Origin of the sequence: Corynebacterium sp. HMSC074A09 (assembly GCF_001811545.1) — a bacterium.
Taxonomy (GTDB): Bacteria; Actinomycetota; Actinomycetes; order Mycobacteriales; family Mycobacteriaceae; genus Corynebacterium; species Corynebacterium hiratae.
This window is the reverse complement of sequence record NZ_KV805155.1, coordinates 14,941-39,798: the sequence shown is the minus strand read 5'-3', so window position 1 is coordinate 39,798 and position 24,858 is coordinate 14,941. Positions and strand designations below refer to the sequence as shown.

The 24,858-nt window shown below is 57.7% G+C and carries 23 protein-coding genes and 1 pseudogene; 7 read left to right on the top strand and 17 right to left on the bottom strand.

The window, feature by feature from the left end; translation table 11 throughout:
* Window positions 1-6: 6 nt before the first annotated feature.
* Window positions 7-1,317, top strand: a complete 1,311-nt coding sequence (locus HMPREF2807_RS09105; RefSeq protein WP_083306710.1) for a purine-cytosine permease family protein — start codon at window positions 7-9, stop codon at window positions 1,315-1,317.
* 21 nt (window positions 1,318-1,338) lie between these two features.
* On the opposite strand, the gene HMPREF2807_RS13750 is transcribed toward HMPREF2807_RS09105, so the two are convergent.
* The 10 genes and pseudogenes from HMPREF2807_RS13750 to HMPREF2807_RS13915 form a co-directional block, all read right to left on the bottom strand.
* On the bottom strand, window positions 1,339-1,467 hold the full coding sequence (locus HMPREF2807_RS13750) for an IS3 family transposase (RefSeq protein ID WP_066512189.1): 129 nt from the start codon (window positions 1,465-1,467) through the stop codon (window positions 1,339-1,341).
* Between the two features lie 439 nt (window positions 1,468-1,906).
* Window positions 1,907-2,278: a hypothetical protein gene (locus HMPREF2807_RS09090; protein WP_066512193.1), complete on the bottom strand. Its 372-nt coding sequence runs from the start codon at window positions 2,276-2,278 to the stop codon at window positions 1,907-1,909.
* Between the two features lie 412 nt (window positions 2,279-2,690).
* A complete protein-coding gene (locus HMPREF2807_RS14215) occupies window positions 2,691-3,635 on the bottom strand; it encodes a coiled-coil domain-containing protein (protein ID WP_066512197.1) in 945 nt (314 codons plus the stop codon).
* Window positions 3,636-4,119: 484 nt separating this feature from the next.
* Window positions 4,120-4,434 (bottom strand): annotated as a pseudogene (locus HMPREF2807_RS14380) (relaxase/mobilization nuclease domain-containing protein); the annotation flags it as partial.
* 172 nt (window positions 4,435-4,606) lie between these two features.
* Window positions 4,607-4,999, bottom strand: a complete 393-nt coding sequence (locus HMPREF2807_RS09080) for a plasmid mobilization relaxosome protein MobC (protein ID WP_066512200.1) — start codon at window positions 4,997-4,999, stop codon at window positions 4,607-4,609.
* A gap of 244 nt (window positions 5,000-5,243) precedes the next feature.
* Entirely contained in the window at window positions 5,244-5,552 is a 309-nt protein-coding gene (locus HMPREF2807_RS09075) for a hypothetical protein (RefSeq protein ID WP_070512106.1), read from the bottom strand.
* Window positions 5,553-5,554: 2 nt separating this feature from the next.
* Entirely contained in the window at window positions 5,555-5,893 is a 339-nt protein-coding gene (locus HMPREF2807_RS09070) for a hypothetical protein (protein ID WP_070512104.1), read from the bottom strand.
* A 92-nt stretch (window positions 5,894-5,985) separates the two neighbouring features.
* A complete protein-coding gene (locus HMPREF2807_RS09065) occupies window positions 5,986-10,215 on the bottom strand; it encodes a DNA polymerase (protein ID WP_070512101.1) in 4,230 nt (1,409 codons plus the stop codon).
* The gene (locus HMPREF2807_RS13535) at window positions 10,215-10,421 is read right to left on the bottom strand and encodes a helix-turn-helix transcriptional regulator (protein ID WP_255365581.1); all 207 of its coding nucleotides are present in this window, start codon (window positions 10,419-10,421) and stop codon (window positions 10,215-10,217) included. The genes HMPREF2807_RS09065 and HMPREF2807_RS13535 overlap by 1 nt, the downstream gene beginning before the upstream one ends.
* A gap of 990 nt (window positions 10,422-11,411) precedes the next feature.
* Entirely contained in the window at window positions 11,412-11,801 is a 390-nt protein-coding gene (locus HMPREF2807_RS13915) for a hypothetical protein (protein ID WP_158010536.1), read from the bottom strand.
* 56 nt (window positions 11,802-11,857) lie between these two features.
* On the opposite strand from HMPREF2807_RS13915, the gene HMPREF2807_RS13530 reads away from it, so the two are divergent.
* Window positions 11,858-13,084 carry a site-specific integrase gene (locus HMPREF2807_RS13530; protein WP_232751656.1) on the top strand — a complete coding sequence of 409 codons (1,227 nt, stop codon included), beginning with the start codon at window positions 11,858-11,860 and terminating at the stop codon, window positions 13,082-13,084.
* Between the two features lie 257 nt (window positions 13,085-13,341).
* On the top strand, window positions 13,342-14,172 hold the full coding sequence (locus HMPREF2807_RS09050) for an aspartate dehydrogenase domain-containing protein (protein WP_070512094.1): 831 nt from the start codon (window positions 13,342-13,344) through the stop codon (window positions 14,170-14,172).
* A 119-nt stretch (window positions 14,173-14,291) separates the two neighbouring features.
* On the opposite strand, the gene HMPREF2807_RS09045 is transcribed toward HMPREF2807_RS09050, so the two are convergent.
* Window positions 14,292-16,118: a vWA domain-containing protein gene (locus HMPREF2807_RS09045; RefSeq protein WP_232751655.1), complete on the bottom strand. Its 1,827-nt coding sequence runs from the start codon at window positions 16,116-16,118 to the stop codon at window positions 14,292-14,294.
* 252 nt (window positions 16,119-16,370) lie between these two features.
* On the opposite strand from HMPREF2807_RS09045, the gene HMPREF2807_RS09040 reads away from it, so the two are divergent.
* Window positions 16,371-17,333 carry a YwqG family protein gene (locus tag HMPREF2807_RS09040; protein WP_070512090.1) on the top strand — a complete coding sequence of 321 codons (963 nt, stop codon included), beginning with the start codon at window positions 16,371-16,373 and terminating at the stop codon, window positions 17,331-17,333.
* A 17-nt stretch (window positions 17,334-17,350) separates the two neighbouring features.
* Here the strand turns inward: HMPREF2807_RS09040 and HMPREF2807_RS09035 are convergent, their stop codons facing one another.
* Complete coding sequence (locus tag HMPREF2807_RS09035; RefSeq protein WP_070512087.1) at window positions 17,351-17,797, bottom strand: DUF1990 domain-containing protein; 447 nt, start codon at window positions 17,795-17,797, stop codon at window positions 17,351-17,353.
* A gap of 59 nt (window positions 17,798-17,856) precedes the next feature.
* Between HMPREF2807_RS09035 and HMPREF2807_RS09030 the strand changes: the two genes are divergently transcribed.
* On the top strand, window positions 17,857-19,062 hold the full coding sequence (locus HMPREF2807_RS09030) for a DUF418 domain-containing protein (protein WP_070512083.1): 1,206 nt from the start codon (window positions 17,857-17,859) through the stop codon (window positions 19,060-19,062).
* 7 nt (window positions 19,063-19,069) lie between these two features.
* Here HMPREF2807_RS09030 and HMPREF2807_RS09025 read toward each other — a convergent pair whose 3' ends face one another.
* From HMPREF2807_RS09025 to HMPREF2807_RS09015, 3 genes are read right to left on the bottom strand one after another with little or no spacing between them, the layout of a single operon-like run.
* Window positions 19,070-19,378, bottom strand: a complete 309-nt coding sequence (locus tag HMPREF2807_RS09025) for a hypothetical protein (protein ID WP_070512079.1) — start codon at window positions 19,376-19,378, stop codon at window positions 19,070-19,072.
* A gap of 47 nt (window positions 19,379-19,425) precedes the next feature.
* Window positions 19,426-20,112, bottom strand: a complete 687-nt coding sequence (locus HMPREF2807_RS09020) for a DUF4232 domain-containing protein (protein ID WP_070512076.1) — start codon at window positions 20,110-20,112, stop codon at window positions 19,426-19,428.
* 25 nt (window positions 20,113-20,137) lie between these two features.
* Window positions 20,138-20,566, bottom strand: a complete 429-nt coding sequence (locus tag HMPREF2807_RS09015; RefSeq protein WP_070512073.1) for an NUDIX hydrolase — start codon at window positions 20,564-20,566, stop codon at window positions 20,138-20,140.
* 186 nt (window positions 20,567-20,752) lie between these two features.
* On the opposite strand from HMPREF2807_RS09015, the gene HMPREF2807_RS09010 reads away from it, so the two are divergent.
* Window positions 20,753-21,955, top strand: coding sequence for a S1 family peptidase (locus HMPREF2807_RS09010; protein WP_070512070.1), 1,203 nt, complete (start codon window positions 20,753-20,755; stop codon window positions 21,953-21,955).
* Window positions 21,956-22,085: 130 nt separating this feature from the next.
* Here the strand turns inward: HMPREF2807_RS09010 and hisN are convergent, their stop codons facing one another.
* On the bottom strand, window positions 22,086-22,859 hold the full coding sequence (gene hisN / locus HMPREF2807_RS09005; protein ID WP_070512067.1) for a histidinol-phosphatase: 774 nt from the start codon (window positions 22,857-22,859) through the stop codon (window positions 22,086-22,088).
* Entirely contained in the window at window positions 22,852-23,679 is an 828-nt protein-coding gene (locus tag HMPREF2807_RS09000) for an inositol monophosphatase family protein (RefSeq protein WP_070512064.1), read from the bottom strand. The genes hisN and HMPREF2807_RS09000 overlap by 8 nt, the downstream gene beginning before the upstream one ends.
* Before the next feature lie 69 nt (window positions 23,680-23,748).
* Between HMPREF2807_RS09000 and prfB the strand changes: the two genes are divergently transcribed.
* Window positions 23,749-24,855 carry a peptide chain release factor 2 gene (gene prfB, locus HMPREF2807_RS08995; protein WP_070512060.1) on the top strand — a complete coding sequence of 369 codons (1,107 nt, stop codon included), beginning with the start codon at window positions 23,749-23,751 and terminating at the stop codon, window positions 24,853-24,855.
* Window positions 24,856-24,858 lie beyond the last annotated feature (3 nt).

Sequence of the window (24,858 nt, the reverse complement as noted above, 5' to 3'; positions counted from 1 at the left end):
CCGTCGATGTTCGCTATCTGGGTTGGATTTGGGTACGTGCCAACAGGATTGATTGTGGGCGGTCAACTCGCTGGGCAGGGAGGCGCCGAGGGGATGACATTCGGGCAAGCCCTTTTGGCAATCTCAGTAGGCGAGGGCCTCCTTCTTATTCTCACATTCCTGCTCGGTCTCGCGGCAATGCGTACAGGGCTTAACCTTTCCCTGATTTCTCGCATTTCCTACGGCAAGATGGGCATGATTTTGCCAATGCTCATCATGGCGCTTTTGACCCTCGGTTGGTTTGCGTCAATCGTAGGCATGGTTGGTTCAATTTTCGACGTAGCTGTAGGCGATCTCACGGGCATCACAGTTGTTAACGGGTTGTCTCTTGAATACGTGCTTTTGTGCCTGTTCTGGGGCGCTGTGTTTACCTACTCCGCGTGGAGGGGCATCACGGCTATCGAAACGATTTCAGGCTGGGCTGCACCATTTGTTCTCATCGTTGCACTGGTAGCCGCGGTCTTGATGGTTGGTGAATTTGGCGGATTTGATAAGGTAATTGATGAAGCTTCAACCCGTTCGGGCATGTCCCAAGGCACGGGCGTGACAATCATGCTTGGTGCATGGATTGCGGGTGTCATTATGGGTGTAGATATCTTCCGCTACGCCAAGAAGGTGACTCACGTGTTTATCGGAGCTGCAGCCTGTTTTATCTTGACTAATCCTTTGCTCAATATTGTCGGTTATGTCGGTTCAATTTCGACAGGTGACTCGAATTTTATTACCTGGATGGTTACAAAAGGCCTATTCTTAACTATTGTCGGCGTAACGCTGTGGGTCTTGGCTCTGTGGACAACCAACATGTCTGAGTTGTACTGCAATGCCCTCTACGTTGGCCCTGCCGCCGAGAGCGCCGGCCTTCGCCTGCACCGTGGCAAGATCGTTATTGTAGTTGGAATTGTTGGCACCATTCTCGGTTCCCTTGGTTTCTATGAATATTTCTTCTCCGACTTCATCACCATTCTTGGTGCTGCATTCGTTCCACTGGCCGGACCTATCCTTGCTGACTATTACCTACTTCGTCGCGATGAGTACTCGACCGCAGATCCTAACCATATGCCTCCGCTTCGCCTGCCTGCTGTACTTTCATTCATTGTTGGTGCCCTATGCGGGATCGCATTCCAATACTGGTTCGCCCTCCCGCTTGACTTCCCAGCTGGACTTGGCGCGCTGATTGTCACTTTTGTTCTTCACATCATCTTGTCAAAGGCTATGGCATCACGTCCCGAGCAGCAGCAGCAGGTCATCTCGGAGGGTTTCTCCTCGCCAGCTGCGTAGCAAACGCTCTATTTTTATCCTCTAGCCCGCGCAATGCAGCGAGGCACGGTTGATGCCGAGCTCTGCTGATGCTGAGTTCAGTGAGAGCTCCTCGTTGTTCTCATAGAGGGTCACGGCATCACGTTTGAACTCTTCGGAGTACCTGGACATGGTGGTAGATTACCTTTCTTCCCCGCCCGACTGGGCTGGATATCAGGTGTCCACCAAATGGGGGCCAGTTCAAAAACCTCCGGGGGTATTTTTCAGAATTACTAGGGCCCGGGGTGCCAAGGCTATGCGGCATCAGAGCTTTGCCGGTGAGGCGCGGGCATCTTTCATGACGCACTGCCATGTCGCTAACCACTACAAAGTGCACTATGTGAGTTGCTTTGGGTTCGGGCACATCCTGGTCAAGGGCTACATCGAGATCGCCTGATTGCCGAAAGTCCTAGAGCAGGTAGGGGTCGCCGAGGTCGTGGCTGACCCCTACATCGGTCCGTACAGGTTGCATGTCGCTGAAATGATATTCATCCAACTTAGCCCCTGTCTAGCCTAGTGTAGGTTGCCGACCACCTACGGGATCCCCTGGTTCTACAAGTCCAGGCACCTGTTACGGTTCCCAGAAGTGCAAGATCTGACCCCTGCGGATGTCGCCTCGGACCTTGAGGCCGTCGGTTCCCCTTTCGTAACTGCGCAAGATGTCGCGCAGGATGCGCATCACGGTTTCGTAGCTGACGTCGGTAGGCTCCGCGAAGGTATCCGGAAGCTGACACAACACGTCCTCGGGAAGATGATGAAGATAAAGTTTCGATGTTGACGCGACGGCAATTTTGCCCCGATACTTTAGGACCACACTGAAGATGGTGTCCTTGAAACTCGTCTCCTGCTCATCGATCTCGAAGAGATCCAAGAATTCCTCCTGGGTATCCCGGTTATCAAATGCGGTCGGAACCGCAAAAATGTCGTATTCATAATTACACATGTGAAACCTTTCACTTGAGCTAAATAATTACTTGTATAGGCTAATAACGTCCGGCTTATTCGTTTAGTTCCCGAGCTTCTGACCTATGCAGTGGGGCCTGGCCACCGGATAGTGGGCACACTGAAACCAGTATTTCGCTGGCGGAAGGAGGAACCTTTCCGCCATGCCACGCAAGACCTACACCGAGTAGTTCGGTGTCACCCAGTAGGTGGGGTCGATTGGGGTGAATGCGGACAGCCCGTTGGAGGGGTCGCTTAACGCATCACTGAAGCGGGAAGTCCTTCAGGATGAGTCTGTTTTCCCACGTCAGCTGGTGAGCCGCTAGACCAGCGACCCTGACTATCGCACCTTGGTGAATCCCCCGTGCCCACTTTCCGGAGTTCAGTCCCCTAAGGGGTTTGTTCTTCTCCAGCTAATCGTCTCTGGTCAGTTTCAAGGCAAGGTAGAACATAGGACCGACGATGAGGCCAATGACTGTCATTGTGACAGTTAGCCACCCTATCGTCGAGTACCATGTCTCAGCATCAGCGACGTGACCCCAAAGTGCCCCCAGGCCGTCAGGGAAACCGAGGTACGTCATAACGCCTACGCCAAGACCGCCAATGGCCACGAATCCCACACTTGCCATAAGGGCTGCTAGGACAGACCAGAGCGCGAACCTTTTGGTGTTATCTATCCGATCAGTGTCTTTCTGTATGGCTTCGGCCAACTTCTGTCGCTCTGCGCTCACCTTCTCCAGCTCTCTCGAGAGTCGGGCACTCTCCTTCTCCAATCGTGAAACGGCTGCGTTGACCGTACTGTCGAGGTCGGTCTGGACCCGCTCGAACGACTCGTTAACCACGGGCCTAATACCGGAACTCAGGCAAGCCGTTAACTGCCTGGTTAAGCCGCGCGAGACGCTCATGGCGCTTTCGTCGCTGAGCCTCACTGGGTGTTTCGCGACTTCGATTGTTGCTCGGTACATCTTCGCCAGATCGAGCAGTGTTTTCTGAATGTTCCGCATAGCCGGACCCATATCTGTCAGCATGTTGACCAGGCTGCTGATGGTTTCTGCGACTGCTTTCTGCGTTTGGTCGTACTCCTTTGTGCCGACCGTTGTCCGAGCGAGCTTCTTCAGCTGCTTGTTGAGCTTCTGCTGCTGCTCGGACAATGTGTTCAGTTCCCCCTCCGAGGCCGCGATGCTCGAAATCCTGCTCTCCAGTGCGTCCATCGCTTTGAGTGCGGTGGCCATCTTCGCTGAGTCCTTCGTGCGCTGCTCCTGCATAGTCTCCAGGGCTTCCAGGACGGGGTCGAGGCTCTCTTCGAGGTACGTCTCCAGGGCCTGCTGTTGTTGTCCGGTAAGCGCTTGTTTGATCACTGTCTTCCTCGCTTTCTTTTAGTTTCTTCAGTCGTTCAATTCGCGTCTGGCGCGCCAGTGCTGCCGCCAGTTGTGCCTGTGCCTCCGCGATACGGTCGCGCAGGCCGTTGGTGGTGTAGCCAGGCCCAAATTTCGAGCCAGCGTCTGCCGCTTTCCGCCTGCGACTACGACCCTTAGGCGTGCGTGTCGTGTAGACCGCTTCCTCGCCGTCGTCACCGATCAAGCCGATGCTGAGATCGCCGTCTGTTGACCTCAACGAGAGGTTGTACTCGGCGGCGATCTCACAGGCTTTCTGCAGTCCATCTGGGGCGGTGAGGACCCGCTCGTCACTCACAAGCGCATCAACGCGTTTACGCAAGAAATCCGCCCAGGTTTCACCTGTCAGTTCGTCGATCTCCAGACCAGTTGAGTCGACGCTCTTGCCATCTCGGAGTGCCAGTCGCTCGGCACGTCGGTGCTTGACAAAGCCCTTCGGTTGCAAAGTTCTCATGCCCCAGTCACGCATGACGGAATCGTTAATAGCTTTGACCGCGTGCCAGTTGCTCGTACGCCTAGGCGCTGCCTTTCCAGTATTCAGGTCGTGGTTGAGCAAGATGATGTGATTATGGACGCATCGTGACTTGCCGTCAGTGTGGGTGGCGATGACGTACGGTGTGCCGGGAGCTAACCTCTGCGCAAGGTCCGCGCCCATGGCATTGGCCTTCTGCACGTCGGTGGAATTGTCCCCGTCGAGTTCGTCACGCGACCAGGATTGAACCAGCGTAATGGCCTGGTTGCTGCGACTGCCGTAGCGACCCATAATCTCGCGTCCGGATTCGATGAACTCGAGCCCGGCCCAGCGCCCGCCGCTGTCGTTTTTCATTTCTTCGCCGCAGACGACGGTCAGCGCTGCCGCACGGACCCGGCCAGCTTTCGCATTCGCTCGTGTGCCGTAGACCGCGTAGACGACGGGCGAGGAGAGACTCTTTGACCTATCGACTGTTGTGACGGACATATCGGCCCACCGCCTCTTTGAGTCGCCGCAAATCCTCCTGTGCAAGGCGAATGATGCCCATCAACTCCGCATCACCGGACGTGTGTGCGAGACGCGAGAGCTGATTGATGTTTACACCGATGCTGTTGATCTCTTTCCAGAGCCGCCTTACATCGTTTTGGAAATCCTCGGGAGGGTCGTTCATTCGTTCAGCCCACCCACGTGGTAGGCGGTCGGAAAGGGTATATATCGCCCCCCGCATGACCTCAGCAGGAGTCAGGTTCGTTCGCTTGGCGACCTCACTGACAACTTCCCACTGCTCAGCGTTGAGACGCAGCGTTAACCGCTTACTTACCGGGCCATCTAACTTCAATTTTTTCGTATCCTTCATCTTTTATTACTTTGTGTTACGTAGATCTCCCAACTCGCTTACGCGAGTTGGGAGATAGCCCTTATTTCTCGCACGCTTCGCGCTACCTCCGTCTCACGGATTACTGCGTATTCCGTGAGCACTGGTGGTAGTCGAAGTCGGCTCCAAAGAAGGGCGGCCAGCATCGCCCTGAGCACCTCCGGCGCTCACCCGGCTGACGCCGGGCCTTCGGGGGCGGCTGGCAAGGGGAGGGCCCCTTGACCCCCTAATCTGACCAGCCGACAGACTGGTCAGAATCTCCCGTTGGTCGCTCTACCTCACCACGTGAGGCGTCGGATGCGGTCTCACCGACCACATCCAGCCCCAGCGCTGCGAGCAGCTCCGCGACCGTTCGGTCGCGGTACGACGCCCATTCGGAAGTAGGTTTCGTGGCGGTGTCAACCAACACTCGGCCAAGCTCCATCAGGAGCTTGTCCTGCTGTTCCTTCTCACGCCGTTTGGCTTCCTCGCGAGCGCGCTTCTCAGCCTCGATTCGCTCCAGAGCGATCTCGATCTTCGTTTTCTTCGTGGCCATGTTTAGAACTCCATTTCAACGTCGTTATGGCTCTTTGACGACGACCTCTTCGAGGCCGCCGTCCGGGACACCATCGCCTGCTTGAGGCGACGGTTATTGGTTTTCTGGCGCGACCACTGAGAGACTTTGATGATGTCCTTGGCGGCGCTTTGGACATCACGTTCGGCTGAAGCAGCGGGCGCTCCTTCAGCCACCTCGCGCATGTCGTTCTCGGCTTGCGTGGCCTTTGTGGCCAGCCGCTGCCAGTCAGCGCCGAGCACACCAGCTGTCTCGGGTGTTAGCGGTTGCTTTGTTCGCGTGCCAGTCACGCTTTCTGTCACTCTTGAAGTCAGGTTGCCCATGACGGTTTACTCCTTAGTTCAAAGTTGTTTTGGAATGTTGCGCGGGACTCCTGAGGCGGTCCACGTGTGCGCCGTTTCGTGCTCAACTTCGGTCAGTCCTTACAACCAGCCCAGGACTCAGCAGGGCCTGCGAAGTCGGACAAAACAGGTACCTCGACGCCGTCCTTGCCGGGCAGCGTTACAGCGTTGAAGGCAGCCATAACTGTCTGCGTGATCTCGTCAGCACGGTCACGCGGGACCGACAACACAATCTCGTCGTGGACGAAGATGCGGACCATCTCCAAGACCTCCTGCGGAAGGTTCATCACACCTTCAAGGAACACGTCTCGGGCCGTCCCCTGGCCGTAGGCGGCAGGGGCTTGGGTGTACGCCGATCCACGGCTGACAGCCACCCGGCGGCCGAACCCCGTGGCAACCCAGCCAAGTGCCTCGGCGTGCTTGCGTAGATAATTCTTGAAGTATTCGAGCGTCGGAAACTCGAAGCGCAGACGGTCAAGCTGCTTCTTCGCCTCCATCACAGAGATGCCCGCATCGGCTGCTAAACCCCTGGCCCCCATGCCGTAGTTCATGGCATGGGCTAGCTTCTTCGCATCAGGCCTGCGAGACGCATCGTCGAAGACTCTGATAGCCATCTCCGTGTGCGCGTCACGGCCGGGGGCAAACAGTTCTGCGTAGGCTGCATCGCCGCTACCTGCTGCCAGACACCGCGCGTCGATCTGCGAGAGATCCACCGAGAGCAGTTCCTCATCAGCGTTGTCAGGGAGGATCATCTCGCGCTGCCTGATGAGACGATCAGTACGCTTACCGAAGACCGCTAGCGCCGGTTTCGTGGTGCTGAGACGACCCGTGACTTGGTCTGCCTGGATACTTGGATACACCTTGTCTCCGTGAAGGTTTTCCTTGACCGTCGAGGCCGGTGTGGAAGACCTAAGCAGTTTCTCCATCTTGGCTGCCAGCTCGACGATCTCGGGCACGTTTGCGTGCTGTTCGGCAAGCTGGCTAAACGCCTTCGCGCTGATACTGATCTCATCCGTGTCCGTGAGTAGCGCAGCAACGCCGAAACTATCTAGATAGTCTGAGATAGCCTGTTTGCCTTCCTTGGTCATCCAAGGCGCTTTCCCCTTATTGGGGATACCGACCACATCGACAAGCCAGGTGCGAATCTCAGACTTGACGGCTGCCTCTTCTGCCAAGGCCTCTTTGACCTTGACCATGTCCACTCGAACGCCGTGAGACTCCACAACACTTAGGGCGTGCATCTTCTCGTGTTCACGCTGCAGATACTCTGCGCTGACAGCTTCCAAGGCAGCAGGCAGCATTTTCTCGTAGACAGCGGAGGTTGAGCGTACGTCCTGTAGTGCGTAAGCAACGTACTCGGCGTTATCCACGGGAATCTTGTCAAACCCACCGAACCGTTCCTCCAGGACCTCAAGAGCCGTCTTACCGTCGTCCAGCAACTTGCCGTCTACACCACAGCGCTTAGCTACGGCATTGAGCTTGTATTTGAGGCTGCGGTCCCCACCTGCAGCCAGCTGGGAGAGGATCATCGTGTCATGCACCTTGCCAGCGTCGATGAGCGCCTTGTCATCGAGGCCATAGAGCCGTCGCAGTGCAGCCAGGTCAAACTGCACAACGTTGTGACCAACGATGGTGTCGGCAGTCTCCAGCAGCGGAATAAGTTCACCAGCGATGTCGGTGGTGGTCACAGGCTCAGCACCGTTGATCGAGTAAGCAGCAAGACGCACGAATCCTGGATCATCCGTGACCTGCACAACACCTGCGTCACCCGTTTCAAGGTCGAACACGACGGTTGTACTGTCGGCGGGTGCTGAGGGTACTGCCTGCCCGTCTGCTGTTTCTGCAGGTGTTGGTGTTGGTCCCGGTGTCGGCGGAGGAGTACCACCGCTGCCACCGTCACCACCGTTACCGCCATTGCTATCGTCACCGTCGTCATCGTCAGGATCGACACGTACGACCTGGAACCGCTTCGTATGGTTAACCATCCCAGCGCTTCGCATGACGTAACCATCGAAGGGCCTGTCTTGGAAACGGGTGTACTTACGTCCAAGGCGCTGGGCCGTGGCGTTATCAATTGTCCAAAGCCCAGAAGGCAAAGGAACAAACTGACCGCCGACGTTGCGCGCTTCAATAGCCTTCTGCGCGTCGAAAGCACGGAATGGCTTGCCGTCGAAAACCTCGTCTAGCCACGCGATATGGGCAAGATCTTCCAGCTCGCTGTCGTCCGACTCCTTGCGCCACTCGCGCACACCCTCCATGAGGTCACTACGACCTGCGAAGGCGAGAATGCCACCTACGGTTAAATACCACTCTTCAAAACTACCTACGTCATATCCAGAAGGAGGTGCGGGTTTACCGGCAACAACCCAGGCACGGATCATCGTGTGAGCAGCCTCAAGAAGCCTTTTTCGATTCTGGAATACCCATTCTTTGAGGTTTGGATGCTTAAAATCATCACGTGCCTCAGGGTTGACTAAATCCGAATGTAAAATAATAGGAATGGTACGGCGCGACATGTCTTTTCGGGCTGCAACCTTCTTGCCAATAGCAAACACACACGCACTGTTCGGTACTGACTTGTGTTCAGACTTGCCGAGGATGCGACCAGAGTAGACCTCGGCGGTGATCATCGAAGCCAACGCTTCGCTCTCCAGCCCCCCACTAGCCTCATCGAACATTAACGTGGTGCGGCCGGACAAAAGCGCAGAATACAGCACCTTTTCCATCTCTTCTTCGCTGACGGGAATCTTTTGAAACTGTGCAACCCGACCCGTCGCAATAATGCTGGCAACGTGCAGACATAAGTTTTTGCCAGTACCCTGGTTATTTGCCGAGATGAGGCCCAAGGGGGCCGTTGAACACACAGACCTTGTAAGCAATGTAAGAGGCATGGACACCGCGCGGGTGAGATCGGCCTCTGAAGCAAACGGGAAGTCACAGAACGGCTCCAACAGCGTCTCCAGCGCTTCCAGAGCATCGTCAGCGGTAGGAGCGTCAGGTACGTGGAAGCCTTCGAGATCGTCTGAAAGATCCAAGAACTTACGCGTCTCAGCGTTGTAGCCAGACTCACAGACAACATTTCCACTCTCCGAGAGGATAGGGGCTTCGGCAATACCCTCAATGGAGGGATACTTCGACACACGATTCTTGTTAAAAATCACAGCGGCCTCAGTCATGCCGAGTGGCCTGACCACTACTTTCTTAGCCATGTGTTGTTCGACCTGAATCGTCTGCGCAGCAAGGTCAATAGCATAGGGAAGATCAACGGTGTCAAGGCTCTTACGTCCGTCTCGTTTCTCCAAGGCCATGAGCTTGTCGTTGGTACGAAACAGTCTCGTACCTGCGTATTTGTCGTAAACGGCCTTATCCACGGTGTCGTAGAAGACCGACGGCTCAAGATCAGAGTTGACGGATGGCTTCATACTGCCCGCCTGCGGAGTTGATGCAGTTTGCGAGGGTGCCTGAGTCATCGAGGGCCGCTTCTGACAGGGCTTATCGCCTGCCTGCTTAATCCACAGCTCAAGCATCGTCTCGCGACGATCCGCGGGGATATTACCGAGCACGTCATCGATGCCTTGCTTGCCGCCGCCAGGAACATTTACAAAACGAACGGGGGTCGCACCCCACCGGCGGCACAGTGTGCCAAGTCCCTGGGCACCGTCATAGACCAGACGGTTTGCTGCAGCATCAGCGTCTGCGATGATGTAGGTGGGCAGGCCACCAACAAGTTGGAATGCGGGGGAAGGGCCAGCGTCACCACCCTGCCAGGACGTAATGCCGGGCAGAGCGTACACAGCAGTGTCATCGTCAGTGATCGACATCACGGCCAAGGGTTGTTTCGTACCCTCAACCAGCAGCACACGGCGTGTGCCAGCATGGACTGCGCGCCGCTCGATCAGCGAAGGTACGGGATGGCCGGAGTCCTTCGAAGGACCGATGTACTTGGGTGCACGACCATCTGCCAGTACTACAGTGCCGGGCTGAGGTTTTACCTGCCAGGTCGTTCCTTTATCTGCTTCTTGAAGTTCATAGACCAGGAATGGGGCTGCGTCTGGGAACCTGCCGATCCACTGCAGCGGCTCGGGTAGATCCTCAGTGGCATAAGCCGTGTATGCACCACAGCTTGCGATGACCTCATCAGAGATACCAGAGGCACGCAGCTCAGCGAGGTGCTCATCCGACAGGGAATCTAACTCTAAACCTTTACTTGAGGTTGATGGTTTAGTGTCAACGGTAGTAATATCGGTGTTAGTGGTTTTGGTGCCCTCATCAGCGGTGATGGGGGCGCTTTCTTTTGTCTCCATTAGGCTGCACCCCCGATCGTGGGTTGTGCGTTGAGCCAAGCATCAAGATCTTTGACGCGATAGAGGATTTGTCTACCAGATTTAATGTAGCGGGGACCTCGTCCCTCGGCACGCCAGTTTGCAAGAGTGCCGCGCGACAAGCCAAGCATTTCAGCAGCGGCTGTCGGCTTAACAGAAAGACGGGGAAGATCTACATGGGTACTCACGATGAACTGTCTCCAGACATGGAAAATTCACCCCAGCCTGCGCAGTTTGCGCTTAGGAGCTATTTCATGCCCGGTTCTAATTCGTGATTCCACTTTCATTTTCGAGGACCGATAAATGGGACCTCGCTGGCGACACCCGGAAGGCTGACAACCACTCTATCCCATTGCGGGCCATTTGGCAAGGGGCAGCAGTCTGGGTTGAGGCAGGCGTAAATGCACCCCCTAGCGCATGTTCGTCGCGTAGTTCTGCATCGTTTCGTTGCTTGAGGTTCAAATAATGAAAAAATGACGAAACGCTTGACCGGTGGTTTTGCAAAACTACGAAAATCAAAAATGCGAAACAAGCTACAGGGCTGCGACCTGTGTGGATCGGCATGATCGCGGTGGTGTTTCGTAATTCAGCGACTTTTCAATCCAACTCCTTCAAAGTAGAGAAACATAGACGTTGTGAGTGACGTGGCTTGCGTATGGCAGATGTCGAAACGGGGAGGCAGGGAAATAAAGGGGATAAGGGGTAGGATTCAGCGCCTGCCGTGTAGAAATTCCAAAAAACACCTTAGTTGGTAAATACCAATGAATGTGTTTTTTCATTTTCCCTAGAGTTAGGGTGAAATAAGCCCCAGTATCCCCCCGGACCTCCTAGTTCCATGACGGGCATTATGGTTCCGAGGCGCCCCTGGTGGCACAGGTCATGCATTGGCGCTCACTATGGGTGTTGATGTGGGCAAGACGTCTTTCTTCGTCTAGACGCTCGTCAAAGGGTGAGAAATAGTGAAACGTAATGCATGTCCGCTGATCAAGCTATGCTTTCGCGTTTCGTAAATTACTTCTTTTCGCTATACATATCTCGCTGCCCCGCGTCCTCGTTCGGCTGTCGTGTGTACTTCGTGGTTTCAATGTTAGGGCCTCCACTGCTGCGTGTAACGGGTTTTGCCTCTTGGGCGGTGTGGCGGAACACTGCTAATCGACGACTGTGAACCCTTTCGACCGTTATGACCATTTGAGCAGGGGTGGAAACCATTCATCAACGGGGAGATTGGTCTTATAGGACGAGGCCCAGTGGAAGCCTGCATAGGCAGTGGGTGCCAATTCAGGTTTAAGGCCTGGCGCAGGCAGCCTTCCGTAGGCAAGCACGCGTAGGCGATCCGTGAGCTTCTTCTTCAGTGTTTTTAGTCCACGTCTGGCCGAGGCAAGCGCTCTATCGCCATGTGCGGTCTTAATTTGAGTAGTCAACTCTTCGAGGCGAGCGTTGATGCTCTTGAGGTCGCGTGCGAGCGCTGCGAGCTCAGCTTCAAGTTCTTCCTGAGTGGTTGCGCCATCATCGAGCCGGAGTTGTACGAGTTTGGGGGCGTCCCAGGGGGCTGGGCGTTGGGTGTTCATGTTTACCAGGCTACCAACATTCGAACCATTACAAAAGTGGTGCTATAGTCTTGTGTATGGTAAAGAGGCAACAAGCATCACGCGCACCACTACAGCCGGGCGAAGATACTGTTGAGCGAGTCCTGGACACGCTCTCACGAGGGCCGTTCGACGCGTTTGTCACCGTCAAGACTTGGGAAGGGCGCTCCAAACGCATTCACATCCGCGCGAAGACGAAAGGTGAATTTCGAACCAAGGCTCGAGAAAAGATCGATGTTGTCCTCAATACGTCAGCGAGTAGCTGGACGAAGGCGCAACGCCTTACGACCTTTATGGATGAGGTGAGTGAACCAGCGGTTAAAGCCGCGCGCCTGAGATTGAACACGAGAAAGCGCTATGAACTAGCCTTATCACAGCTACGCCGCCATCTTGATGGACTCACGATCGGCCACGCCGTGAGATTTAGGACTCTTGAAAAGGCGTTGCAGGACATCGGCCGAGATCATGGCGCTGAGTCTGCGCGACAGGCACGCACAGTGTTAAGTAAGTACGTCTTGGACCAGCTGATTCGCGAAGGCCTTGTTGAGCACAATCCTCTGAGAGGTATCTCCATTGACCTCGGAGATACCCGCAAAGGCAGTAAGCCTGCACAGTCGCACGCGCTTACCGATGCTCAATATGACGCGGTAGTTGATCATCTCATAGAGCGCGATACCACTGGGCCGATACCTCCGGGGACGGATAGACGGCATACCTCCATTAAGAAGCACGAAATCACAGTGGCGCTGGCCGTGCTGCAAGCGGGCACAGGCCTGCGCATTAGCGAAGCGCTCGCGCTCACCCGAGAGGACGTGACGGTCGCGCAGGGCTCGCTGGCAGTAACAGTGCGTCCTGAGAAGTCCAAGACCCACCGGGGGCGTACCGTGCCGATGCTTGATGCGCGGTGCGAGAGATTCTGGCGAGAGCGAATCGAAACAATTGGTCCCGGTGATCCACTTATTCCTGCACCGGGGGATGCACACTCGCATTGGCGGACAGATAATGCCGTCAAAGCATGCGCGGCGCTCTATAAAGATATTGGCGTCCAACTTGAAGACGGGGCTGTTTCTTCGATGAGGTCTCACGCTTGGCGTACGGTACTGAATAACCGCGCAATCGCTCGCGGTGTTCCTGCTGAGATCCGCAGTGCTTTCTTTGGTCACACCGAGGCGATGAACGCCCGAAACTACACGGACCTTACCGACGTTTCGGCCATGCAGTCGGCACTTGAGGGTGGTGCACTAGATGGTGCACTAGGGTCATGATTCTGGATGATTCTAAATGATTCTGAATGATCGAAAAAGCGCCTAAACTGCACGGTAAGAATCGAATAACACCTGTTAGGCTCGAATATAATCCTATAACCCAGAGGTCGTAGGTTCGAATCCTGCCCCCGCTACCAACTTCCAGAACCCCATCAGTCAACATGGCTGGTGGGGTTCTTTTTCATTTTCCGGCGGTACGCGGAGCTAAATGGATAGAGTGGGTTCACATCTAAAACGCACGGTAATGGAGGATTGTCATGTCTGCTTCGGCTCCACGAGTCTTACTCCTTGGTTTTGGTGCAATCGGACGTCAATTGGTGACACTTTTTGATCCATCGGAATTCGAAGTCAGTGCATTTGTTCGTGATGCTGCCCCGCACCGAGAACGCGGCGCCTTGGGAGTATCGCTTCACAATGACAACCTTCTAGAGCTCATCGATGCCCACGATATCGTGGTTGAATGCGCGGGCGTTTCGGCGGCGAAAGAACACGGACCGGCAGTGATTACACGCGGCAAGGATTTGGTGCTGACCTCGGTAGGCGCTTTGGCCGATCCTGACACGCGCCAGGCGCTGCTGTCTGGGCCTGGGAAAGTGCATGTTACCTCCGGTGCGATCGGAGGATTCGATCTGTGGGCGGCATTAGCAGAGTCGAATGCCGTGGATACCGTAAAGATTCGAACCACCAAGAATGCAGAGTCTCTCATTCAAGGCTGGATGAATGATGCTGAGCGCGCTCAATTAGAAAGCCCAACAGAACCGTTTGTACTTTTCAGCGGTAGGCCTAGTGACGCGATTGCAAAATTCCCTGGCAACGTCAATGTTTCCGTCGCTCTTGCTTGGGCAACTCGCGGCAGAGGCTCCAGCGATGACGAGTTGCTTGCGCGATCACTTGAGCGCGTATCGGTGGAACTAGTTGCTTCTCCGAATCTGATTAAAACACGCCATGACATCGAGGTATCAGGCTCCGCCGGCGCTTTCTCTCTGGTTAGCGAATCTTCTCCACATCCAGTGAATCCCAAAACCTCTGCCATTACGGCGTTGTCGGTTGCGCACACTTTGAGGCAGGCGGTGGGCTCGCTTCAGTAGCGGAGGGCTCTGCCCTACAGGGTGGAGTACTACGTCACGACAGTCACCGTAAATAAGCCCCGAAATCTTTGCAGATTCGGGGCTCTAATTACCGTGAATGACGTTCGTGGTCAGCGGGGCTAGCGGTTGAGGCTCCTGATAACAACAACCAGAGCAACGACGAGGCCGAAGAGGACGAGGAGCCCGAGCCCTACCAAGAGGAAGGGGAATCCGGAGAAGAGTGAGGAGTCATCGTCTTCTTGCGCGCGGTTCTCCGTGTCTTCTTTAGCGTCTTTTTCCGCTGGTGCAGAGGGCTTCTCAGTCTCAAGTTTGACTGGTGCGAAGGTCGGCTCCGGAACGGGATCCCCCACGGCGTCCGCAACGAGGTCATAGGTCAGCACGGGAAGCTGCGTGTTTTCGTCGATTTCTTGGTCGGTGAGGAGCTTCTCGTAGTTGACGGCGATGTATTGCTCGCCGCCCTGCCATACCTTTTCAATTCCTAGACCTCCCGCACCATCGTTGTGTGAGCCACCGTAACGATTAGAGAAGAGGATGGGAGCTGGGTAGCTGAAATCGATCTTGCTGTCCTTTTGAATGGTTGCGTGGGAACCCTCAACGTCAATTTGTGCACGGGCTTTGTTGTACGCGGTAACGATCAGGGCGTCACCCGGTCCATTGTTGTCAAAGTCATCGGCTTCTTCGACCATGGCGATGTTGCCAGCAAGCTGTTGCCCATGTTCGACAGGCATCCGGTAAAAGTGCGTCTCACCGGGGACAATTTGTGCGCGCACCGGCTGCTGCGGGGTGAGCTCAGCTGCGTCGGTGAACCACGTTCCGGGAGTAATCTCGGTGGGGTCACCGGAAGCCGTGACGGTGTCTGGTTCGGTCTTTTCTTCGGCCGGATCTGGTTGTCCGTCCATATCCGGCTCACCGAAGCGGGTAATGGTCACTTCCACCCCGAGCTCTTCATCTTGCTTCCAGTCACCTTTTCGCTGAATCGAAAAAGCGAGCTGATCGGAGTCGCACCCCTCTTCACCACCTTGGGTGCTGTACAAGGTTGCGGTCTGGTACTGGTTCACTGAGGTATCAGTGGCGGAAGCGGAGTCGAGTTCACAGGATAGTTCAGCTGCATCAATACCTAAGTGGAATGATCCGCCTTTTCGGAAATTATTGATGCTGGGAGTCTGCGTGGTGGTAGCGCTGATCACCACACGCTCGCCTTCAGCAATGGGGGTGGTGAAGAATGTCTCGGATTCAGCCGAGTGGCCTTTACCTTCCGTCGGCAGAAGAGTGGTGGAGAAGGCCTCTATGTCACGGTCTACCTTGGCGGGGGAACCCTCGGTTTTGCCGCCTTCGATCTCCTCTAGGTTGGACTCGTAGGCGTTGAAGGTGCGCGGGGCCGCACGGTTCAGCTCCTTGGCCAAGCTATCGGCGTCGGAGGCGTTGGCGTAGGTGCCGCCGGTGGCGTCGGCAATGCACTGCAGTTCCTGCTGAGCCTCGGGCTCAACGTTGAAGCCGACGGTGTTGATGACTAGGTCGATGCCCTGCTCCTTCAGCTCCTTCGCCACATCGCAGACTGGTGGCGGGGTACAGGTGGCAACGCCATCCGAGACCAAGATGATGCTGCGCTGGCCTTCCTTTGGTAACTCAGCGGCGGCCTTGCGCAGGGACTCGCCGATGGGCGTAAAGCCGCGCGGTTGCAGGCCATCCATGTGGGCGATCATCTTGTCGGAATTGCCGGCCTCGGGTGGTGTGACCACGGTGATGTCCTGGCAGCCGGCCGCCTCATCTTCAGGGGCCTCGCCGGTGTTGCCGCCGTAGGTGACAAGCCCCAGAGGGGCGTCGTCACCAGCCTCCGTGATGAAGGTGCGGGCGGCATCTTTGGCGGCATCAATGCGGGTCTGCCCGCCGGCATCGTTGGTGATCATGGAACCGGAGGAATCGAAGACCACCATGGTCGGAGCCATGGTGCTGGAAGAGGAACTGGGGGCATTCGTCTCTTCTTCAGCAGAGGCTACTGGAAAGAGGCCTGATACAACGGCAAGAGCGGTTGTTCCAAGAACAGCGATCAACGCCGTTAACAGGGGCGTTAGAGAGAAGCGTGACGTGTTTTCCATGTGAGCCAAGCTACATTGAACGCCTGCGTGCCGCTTGCCTTCGAAAAGGCGGTGGGGAATATCCCCCGAGCTACCTGCATGATTCTTCTTTAAAATCGCCCCATGACAGCAGAAGACGACTTTTATGCCCTGAAGTATTCCTTCGACAGTGTCCCCACGCGCCCGATCATCGACTTTGCGGAAAGCGCCCGCCCAGATTCGCCTACCACCTCCAAGCTGTGCGGAACCCCGTACCTGCCAGAGCACGCGCCGTACCCCGAGTACGACGACGAGCCCATGTTCTTTATTGCCCAGTTCAACTTCGCTGAGTTTGAACCGCTTCCCGGTTTCCCTACCTCCGGCCTCCTTCAGCTTTTCGTACCCGGTGAGTACGGATGGGGAATGGAACTCTGTAACAAGTATGTGGCGACAGGTGAACGCACTTCCACGCCCTTCGCTCGATACCTTGAAGACATCTCCGCCCCACACGTAGGCGAGGTGCCGGAGGAAGTAGAGGATTCAGGAGAGCACCCAGCGGAGGAACCGCTGGAGGCTACGACTATCGACGGGAAGCTGAGCGAGCTGAGCGTTACCGAAAACGCGCACGAGTTCGGCCGCACCGCCTTTTGGAACAACGACCTTAGGGCTCTCCTGCGGCGCGGCGAGGACCTGGTGGATGTTCACACATACGGCTGGGGCATTATCACGCGGCGCGTTATCGACGGGGAAACCACAATCGAGGCGACGAAGCTCCCCGGCGATACTAAGGACGGCCAGAAGGAATTGTTCGATGAGATTGTGGCCAGCGTTGAAGCCGAGGGGTTCAGCGTTGATCCCACCGCTGAGGAATCAGAGGAGCGCGTAAACCTCGAGGACGGGCAGTGCGAGGTTCGCCTCGGCGGCTACGCCACCTACTGGAACCCCAGCAAGCTGCCTATCGGCGATGAGCACATCACACTCGCGACGGTGGATAATGGTGGCACCTTCGAATGGGGTGATGGAGGAATCGGAAACTTCTACATCCACCCGGAGGATCTCGCTGCGCGTAACTTCGACAAGGTTCTCTTCGACTGGGACTGCGGTTAAAGCGGCTGCTATCCCTATCACTCATCCAGCGCCCGCAGGTAAAACCACCAGATCAGTGCGCGCCGGGGAATATCGAGCAGCGGGCGCAGGAAGGTGAGGCGGGCGGGCTGGGAGGAGGCGTCGACAAGCAGCAGCGTGCGCCCATCCCGCAGGAGCTCCAGCGTAAAGGTTTCCTCGCCGCGCTCGATATGGCCGGGGAGGGTGCCGTACGTAAATCCACAACGTCCAGGCTCCTTGAACACCTTTACTACCCGGCAGCGAAACTCCCACGGCCCCAACCCGAGGCCGACCTCCGCGCCTTCTTCCACCGTGGCGTGGCTGGGGCGAACCCGAAAAAGACCGCTGCGCTGCAGGCGCCAGCGGAACAGTTTGTCTGCGGCGGTATCGAAATCGGCATCGATGACACGGGACATGTGGAGCTGCGGGAAGCCCTCGGTGGAGGAGTAGGACAGTGGCTCAGGCATGGGACTTAGCCTAGTCAAACGGCCCTTAGATGATGCTTGAGAAGAGTAAAATAGGGTGTATGCAGGAGAAACGACAACGGCTCATCGTGCCGGATCTCGCGCGTGGAACGGCCCTACTGGGCATCGCCATGGCGAATGCTGTGCAGAGCTGGGTAGTCAATGATTGGTCGATAGGTCCCAGCTCCACCGTGGGTGGTGTGCGCCCCGGCAGCACTTTAAACATTTTCTCCGCGGTATTTACGGCCATGGTTGTTCGGGTACGTGGCCTGCCCATGTTCTGCATGCTGTTGGGATTCGGCATTGGTCTCATTGCTGCCAGCCTGCACCGCAAGGGCTACACCGATACGGAATCCAGACGCATTCTGGTACGCCGCTACGGGCTGCTGGCGGTCTTTGGCCTAGCGCATGGCTTCCTGCTCTTCGATGGTGACATCATGCTGGTCTATGGCCTCATGGGCATCGCTGTGGCTTGGTGCTTTACGCTCTCGACGCGCACGCTGCGGCGCATTGCCTACTGGTTCTTTGGCGGCTATGCAGTTTTCGCCGGTTCAGGTGCATTGGGAGCCTATTGTGGTTACTTCAATCCTCTGCCCAGTTCGCGGCCGATGACCGGTGACCTTGTCACCTTCGGCGACTACTTCGCCCGCAACCTGCGCGGTGAGATCGCTGCTTTGGGACAGATCCCCTTGATGTTTGTTGGGCTGACCGGTGTTTTCCTCATCGGGTACATCTGGGCGCGGGAGGGTGTGCTGGCCAGCGTTTCTGCGCACCGCCGCACCCTGGTTACCTGGGTTGTCATCGCAGGCGTGGTCATCGTCTTTGTGGGGCTTCCGTGGGGCCTTGCTGCCGCTGGTGTCCTGCCAATAGAACTGGAACCAGTGTTCTTCATGCTGAACCAAGCTTTCGGTTTTCTTACTGGGCCGGGCATTCTGGCTGTACTGGCACTGCTCACAGAGAACCTCAACAACCGTGTTCCCGGGTGGGCCTATGCTTTTGTAGCGCTGGGCAAGCGTTCAATGTCGGGCTACATTGCGCAGTCGATATTATTCATTGTCCTGGTTACCCCGGCTGGCTTCGGTCTGGGAGCGGATGCTTCGGTGAGTGGCAAGCTCGGAATCGGTCTGTTGGTCTTTGTCCTGACGCTGCTTCTTGCCGCTTTGCTTGAGGCTTGGGGCAAACCCGGCCCATTCGAGTGGGCGCATCGCCGGCTGGCATACGGTCCAACGGGCCGCATAGAGCCTAAATCAGCAGGTACACCGGCCTGACGATGGTTTAAGCGGCTGATTCCTCATGCAAGAGCCAGCCGCAGAGATCTTTTTGGGCGCGGACGACGCCTCCGGGGTAGCTTTCCTCGAGCTCCAGCTTGACGTTATCAAAAATGCGCTCTGAGATGAGCTCCGCGCGTTCTCTGCTCAGCTTCCCCCGCAGCTCATCGAGGGGCACTTTGAGCTCCGTATATGGGCTCGGCCGGAAGTACCATGACCGCATGTCGTCGGAATAGACGACGATAATCGTCTTCGTCATGTGCGATTCCAGCACTACGTTCCCAAAGACCAGCGATGTCAGCTTCTTGGTTTCCATAGTCGCGAGTGTAGACGGGTGCGAAAACCTGCTGGGGTACACGCAGCTTAACCTGCGGTGACTGGCTGGATTGAGAGGTAATTCGCATCGCCCGCGCAGCCCTGGAGGCCTTCGACGCGGATGAAAGCGCTGGCGGTTTCGCCGGGTGGGTACACGCGCAAGCCGTCGGCTGTCTGGGGCTGGCAGGAAGCGGGATCGAGGACCCCAACGTTGGTCATCTTGAGGCCCGCGCGGGCCGACTGGCCGGGCTGAAGCGTGACGGTTGTTGCTTCCTTGCCGGTTTCGCGCACGGCGGCGGCGCCAAGCTGAGTGCCGTCATCGTTGGTGACGGCGGAAACACCGGGGAAGCCGTGCAAAGTGCAGGGTTCGGAAGACGTATTGGTGAAGGTGATATCCGCCAAAAGCGAACCGGCAGCGCCTTGCTCATCGGCTAAGCCGATATCGAGCTGGGCCGTTGCGCAGGATTCGTTGCCAGCTGCGGCCGGGTCGGTGTTCTGAGTGGATTCAGCGTCGTGGTCTTCCGCAGGTTGGGAGTCCTCTGGGGCCGGAGCATCGGCCTCGGGCGATTGCGGAGCCGCGGGTGCTGGAGCCCCGGATTCGGCGTCGGCGGCCTGGGTGGTTGTAGGGGAGACGTCAGAAAGCGTGGCGTCGGTGCTGTCATCGGTGGCGCAGCCGGCCAGCGCAAGGGCAAGGGAACCGGCGGCGAGAACGGGGAGTAGTCGCTGCGTAGTCATGGGGTGGAGTCTAAGGCTTGGGAGGCTAGAGTTCCTGCAAGGCGGGGAATACCCTCTCCTTGAGTAACGGGGCGACATCGACGTCCGGGGCAGCGGGATCGACCCACGCTAGCTCGGCAATCTCCTTGTCGGGGTGTACAACAGAGATTTCTTCTTCGTAGACATACACGTGCGCGTGGATAGTCTGTGGGGCGTCGTTAGCGGCTGGGGAGATATAGGTGGCAAGCCGGCGCAGCTTGGACATATCGACCACCGCGCGTATGGCTTCGTGGGCGATGAGCTGGGCCGCGCGGGCGGGATTGAGGGTGCTGTCAATGGAGCCGAAAGGCAGGACGAATTCTGGGGTGGAGGTGATGCGGAGGACTAGCACGCGGCCGTGGGTATCACGTAGGACAACGGCGACAATTTCCTCAATGTCTGCAGCGGGTGAAGGAGAATTGGAGGTCTCAGACATGCCTCCATAGTAGGGCCGCCCCGGGGCGGGGAGGCGGTGAAAGAAGAGAGGGGGCACCCGAAAACTGTCAGTAATGTAACGGGTTGGACACAGTCTCACACGTTAGAAACGGCCGCTTCGATGCGCGTGCCATCATGGGTAGGTCTTATAGACCAATACGAGAAGAAGTGAAAGAGGAATTGCTCAATGCGAAAAATTCCGCACCTTAAGAAAGTCCTCGTGGGCTCGGCTTTCGCAGGTGCGTTCTTCCTGGGTAACCCAGCGGCGGGTGCCCAGGATCTCCCCACCATCCCGGAAATCGATTCGGCCGGTTTTGTTGACCAGGTGCGCGCGGACCTGAAGTCCGTAGGTATTGAGACCAAGCCTGTGGACGCAGCGCTGACCGACGCCGTCGACACCGCCGTCAACGGTGCCGCCGCAGCGGCATCGAAGGATGTGAACCAGGCGGTCGAAGGAGCCGTGAACTCTCCTGCGGCGCAGCGCGTCGCGGAGCAGGCGAACCTGCAGACGCAGCTGCCGGCCCCGTCCGAGCAGCAGGATTATGCCGGCGCTGATGCCATCACGGGTGAACCGCTGACGAACCCGACTCCCATCGGGTTGCTGGAGGAGGCCACGCAGCCGGAGTTCGTGCCCCAGGGCACTGATCCGAACTACGTGTGGAAGAACGACCTGTTCTCCAAGATTGCGGCCGGTAAACCGCACGCGGACTATGTTCTGCACCGGGTACCCGGCTCCTTCTACGATGCACCCCAGATTCCCGAGGAATCTAATGTTGCGATGACTGAAGGAAAATCGCTGTATGGCCCGGGTACCCCGCTGTACATCCGTGAGGACACCATGTGCACGCTGACGGCTGCTGGCATGGATGCTGAAGGTCGCAAGGTCGGTATTACCGCCGGTCACTGCGGCAACGTGGGTGATCCGGTGTCGTCGGCGGACTCCTGGCAGGTAGGTCCCACGGGCACCGTGGTGTCCAAGAACGCGCAGCTGGACTACTCGCTCATCGAGTTCGGCTCCCAGGCAGAGGTGACCCGCAGCTACAACGGTGTGACCGCGTACGGGATTGGTGGGGCCACCCAGCCGGGTGACATCACCTGCAAGCGCGGCGTGGCTACCGGCCGCACCTGTGGCATGACCTTCCAGCACAGCCAGAAAATCACCATCAACCAGGTGTGCGCCATGGTTGGAGATTCCGGTGCACCGGTCTTCCACAATGGCCGCATTGTCGGATCGGTATCCCGCGGTCTGATTCCGGGGCTGCCGTCCTGCCGCACCCCGTGGCAGGGTGCACTGCACAACCCGACGGTCGTGTCCAACACCGATGCCATCATCGCGGATTTGAACCGCCGCGAGGGCGTGGGTTCCGGATTCACGATTCCGGAGAACTAGAAGTACGTTTCTAACATTTAAGGCCCCAGATCGTTAAAGATCTGGGGCCTTATTTGATCGAAATGACCTGCGGAGTGCGGTTCGCAGTTCGGCGCTAGGCTGCGGCACCGGCGTGCGGCGCCGCACGGCGCTAGGAGAGGGCGCTGAGGGCGGCGTCGTGAAGCTTGCCGTTGGAGGCCAGAGCCGAGCCGCCGTGGGGGCCGTCTTCGCCGCGGACGTTGGTGAAGCGGCCGCCTGCCTCGGTCACGAGGAGCGCCGGGGCCGCTAGGTCCCAGAGGGAGACCTCGGGCTCGGCGGCGATATCGACGGCGCCTTCGGCCACGAGGCAGTAGTTCCAGAAGTCGCCGTAGCCGCGCAGGCGCCAGACCTTGTCCGTGAAGGAGATGAAAGCGTCGCGGTTTGGCTGCCACCCAGACAAGGAGCTCATGGCCAAGGAAGCATCCTCCAATTTGGAGACCTCGGAGACGCGCAGGCGCTTCGGCTCTCCGCCAAAGACGCGGAAGGCGCCTCCGCCCTTGGCCGCGTACCAGCGGCGCCGCAGGGCTGGGGCGGAGACGACGGAGACGACCGGCTCGCCGTCCTCCAACAGAGCGATCAGCGTGGCCCAGACGGGAACGCCGCGCACGAAGTTTTTTGTGCCGTCAATGGGGTCAATGACCCACTGACGGCCCTCGAAACAAGCCTCGCCGCCAAACTCTTCGCCCAAAACTTCATCGCGCGGGCGGGAGCGCTTCAGTGCCTCACGGATGGCTTTTTCGCAGGCCAAGTCCGCATCGGAGACCGGGGTCATGTCCGGCTTTTCTTTGACGGACAGGTCTGCAGCCTCAAAGCGGTGCATCGTGATGGCGTCCGCATGGCCCGCCATCTCCAATGCCAAGCCGAGATCTTCTTTGTACTTACCCACGGAGCCATTCCTCCATCTGATCAACTACCTGTTTATTACCCGCGATACACCATTCCACACCGCCGGCCTCAACCTTGCGCGCCGCGCCGCCCGCGGCCAGCACCAGCGCCTGGCCGGGATACCAATCCCAGTCCTTGACCGAGTGCTGCATCCACGCGCCCCACGTGCCATCCGCCACGCAGGAGAGATCCACGGAGCCCGCACCCAGCATACGCACGGTGGCGAAGTGCGGAGCTACCTTCTCCCAGGCAGCAGCGATTTTCGGGTCGATCATGGACGTAGGGTGCAGGTACGTCGACAAGCACAGTTTGTCGGCGGGGGTGTCGGCAAGCTTGGCAACGTCCTTGCCATCCAGGCTGGTGGGGAAGTCGCGGCCACCAAACCAGGTGTAGCCCATAGCGGGGCGGTGAACGGCGCCGAGGATGACCCCTTCAGCGTCGATAAGCGCGAGTGCAGAGCACCAGTAATCGAACCCGGAAGCGAAGTTGTAGGTGCCGTCGACGGGGTCGATGACCCAGGTGCGGCCGGAGGCCGACTCACGGTTCGCACCCTCCTCGCCCACGATGCCGTCCTCGCCGCGCAGGGCTTCGAGGACACCAGCGACGAAGCGCTCGGCGGCGAAGTCAGCGTCGGTGACGACATCGGAGACGGAGGTCTTTTGCTCGACGTCTACTCCCTGCTCGCGCAGGCGCCAGGCCAGGCGGCCGGCGTTATAAACAAGCGCCTGGGCAAGGTGGGCGTCGGTATCGTCGGCATGGGCGACGATGAAGGTCTTGATGATGGCATCGATCATCTCGGTGAGGCTTGGCTGGTCACTCATGCCGCCTATTGTCGCGCTAAACGCGGCCGATGGCTAATCAGGGAGAAAGAATAAGTAGAGTAGGGGGCTATGCGTCCGGAACAAACAGCACGACTTGAGGAACTCAGCGCCACCTTGACCTCCATTGAAAAGGTGATGGACCCGGAGGCGGTGTCCGAGCGCGTGCGCGAGCTCGAGGCCCAGGCAGGGGACCCGTCGCTGTGGGATGACCCTGACCATGCACAGAAGGTGACCTCGGAGCTCTCGGCACAGCAGGCAAAGCTGCGCAAGCTTACCTCCCTGCGCGGGCGCATTGCGGATCTGCCCGTGATGTCTGAGCTGGCGGAGGAGGAAGGCGACGAGGCCTCCCAGGAGCTCGTGAATACGGAGCTGGAAGAGCTCGGCGCGGCCATCGAGGCGCTCGAGGTGACCACCATGTTGTCCGGTGAGTATGACGAGCGTGAGGCGGTGATCCACATCCGTTCCGGAGCCGGTGGCGTGGATGCCGCGGACTGGGCGGAGATGCTCATGCGCATGTACACGCGCTGGGCGGAGAAAAACGGCCACAAGGTGGATGTTTATGACATTTCCTATGCCGAAGAAGCCGGTATTAAGTCCGCTACCTTCGTGGTGCATGGTGAATACATGTATGGCCAGCTTTCCGTCGAGCAGGGCGCGCACCGCTTGGTGCGTATTTCTCCTTTTGATAACCAAGCCCGCCGCCAAACCTCGTTCGCGGAGGTGGAGGTGCTGCCGGTGGTGGAGCAAACCGACTCCATCGAAGTGCCGGATTCGGACGTGCGCGTGGACGTCTACCGCTCCTCGGGCCCGGGTGGTCAGTCGGTCAACACGACGGATTCGGCGGTGCGCTTGACGCACATCCCGACTGGCATCGTGGTGACCTGTCAGAACGAAAAGTCCCAGATCCAGAACAAGGCTTCGGCTATGCGCGTGCTGCAGGCGAAGCTGCTGGAGCGCAAACGCCAGGAGGAGCGCGCGGAGCTCGATGCACTGGGCGCGGGTGGCAATGCCTCCTGGGGTAATCAGATGCGTTCCTATGTGCTGCATCCCTACCAGATGGTCAAGGATCTGCGCACGAATTACGAGGTGGGAGACCCTTCCAAAGTCTTGGACGGGGATATCGATGGTTTCTTGGAATCTGGTATTCGGTGGCGCATGGCGCAGCAGGAGTCCTAGGCC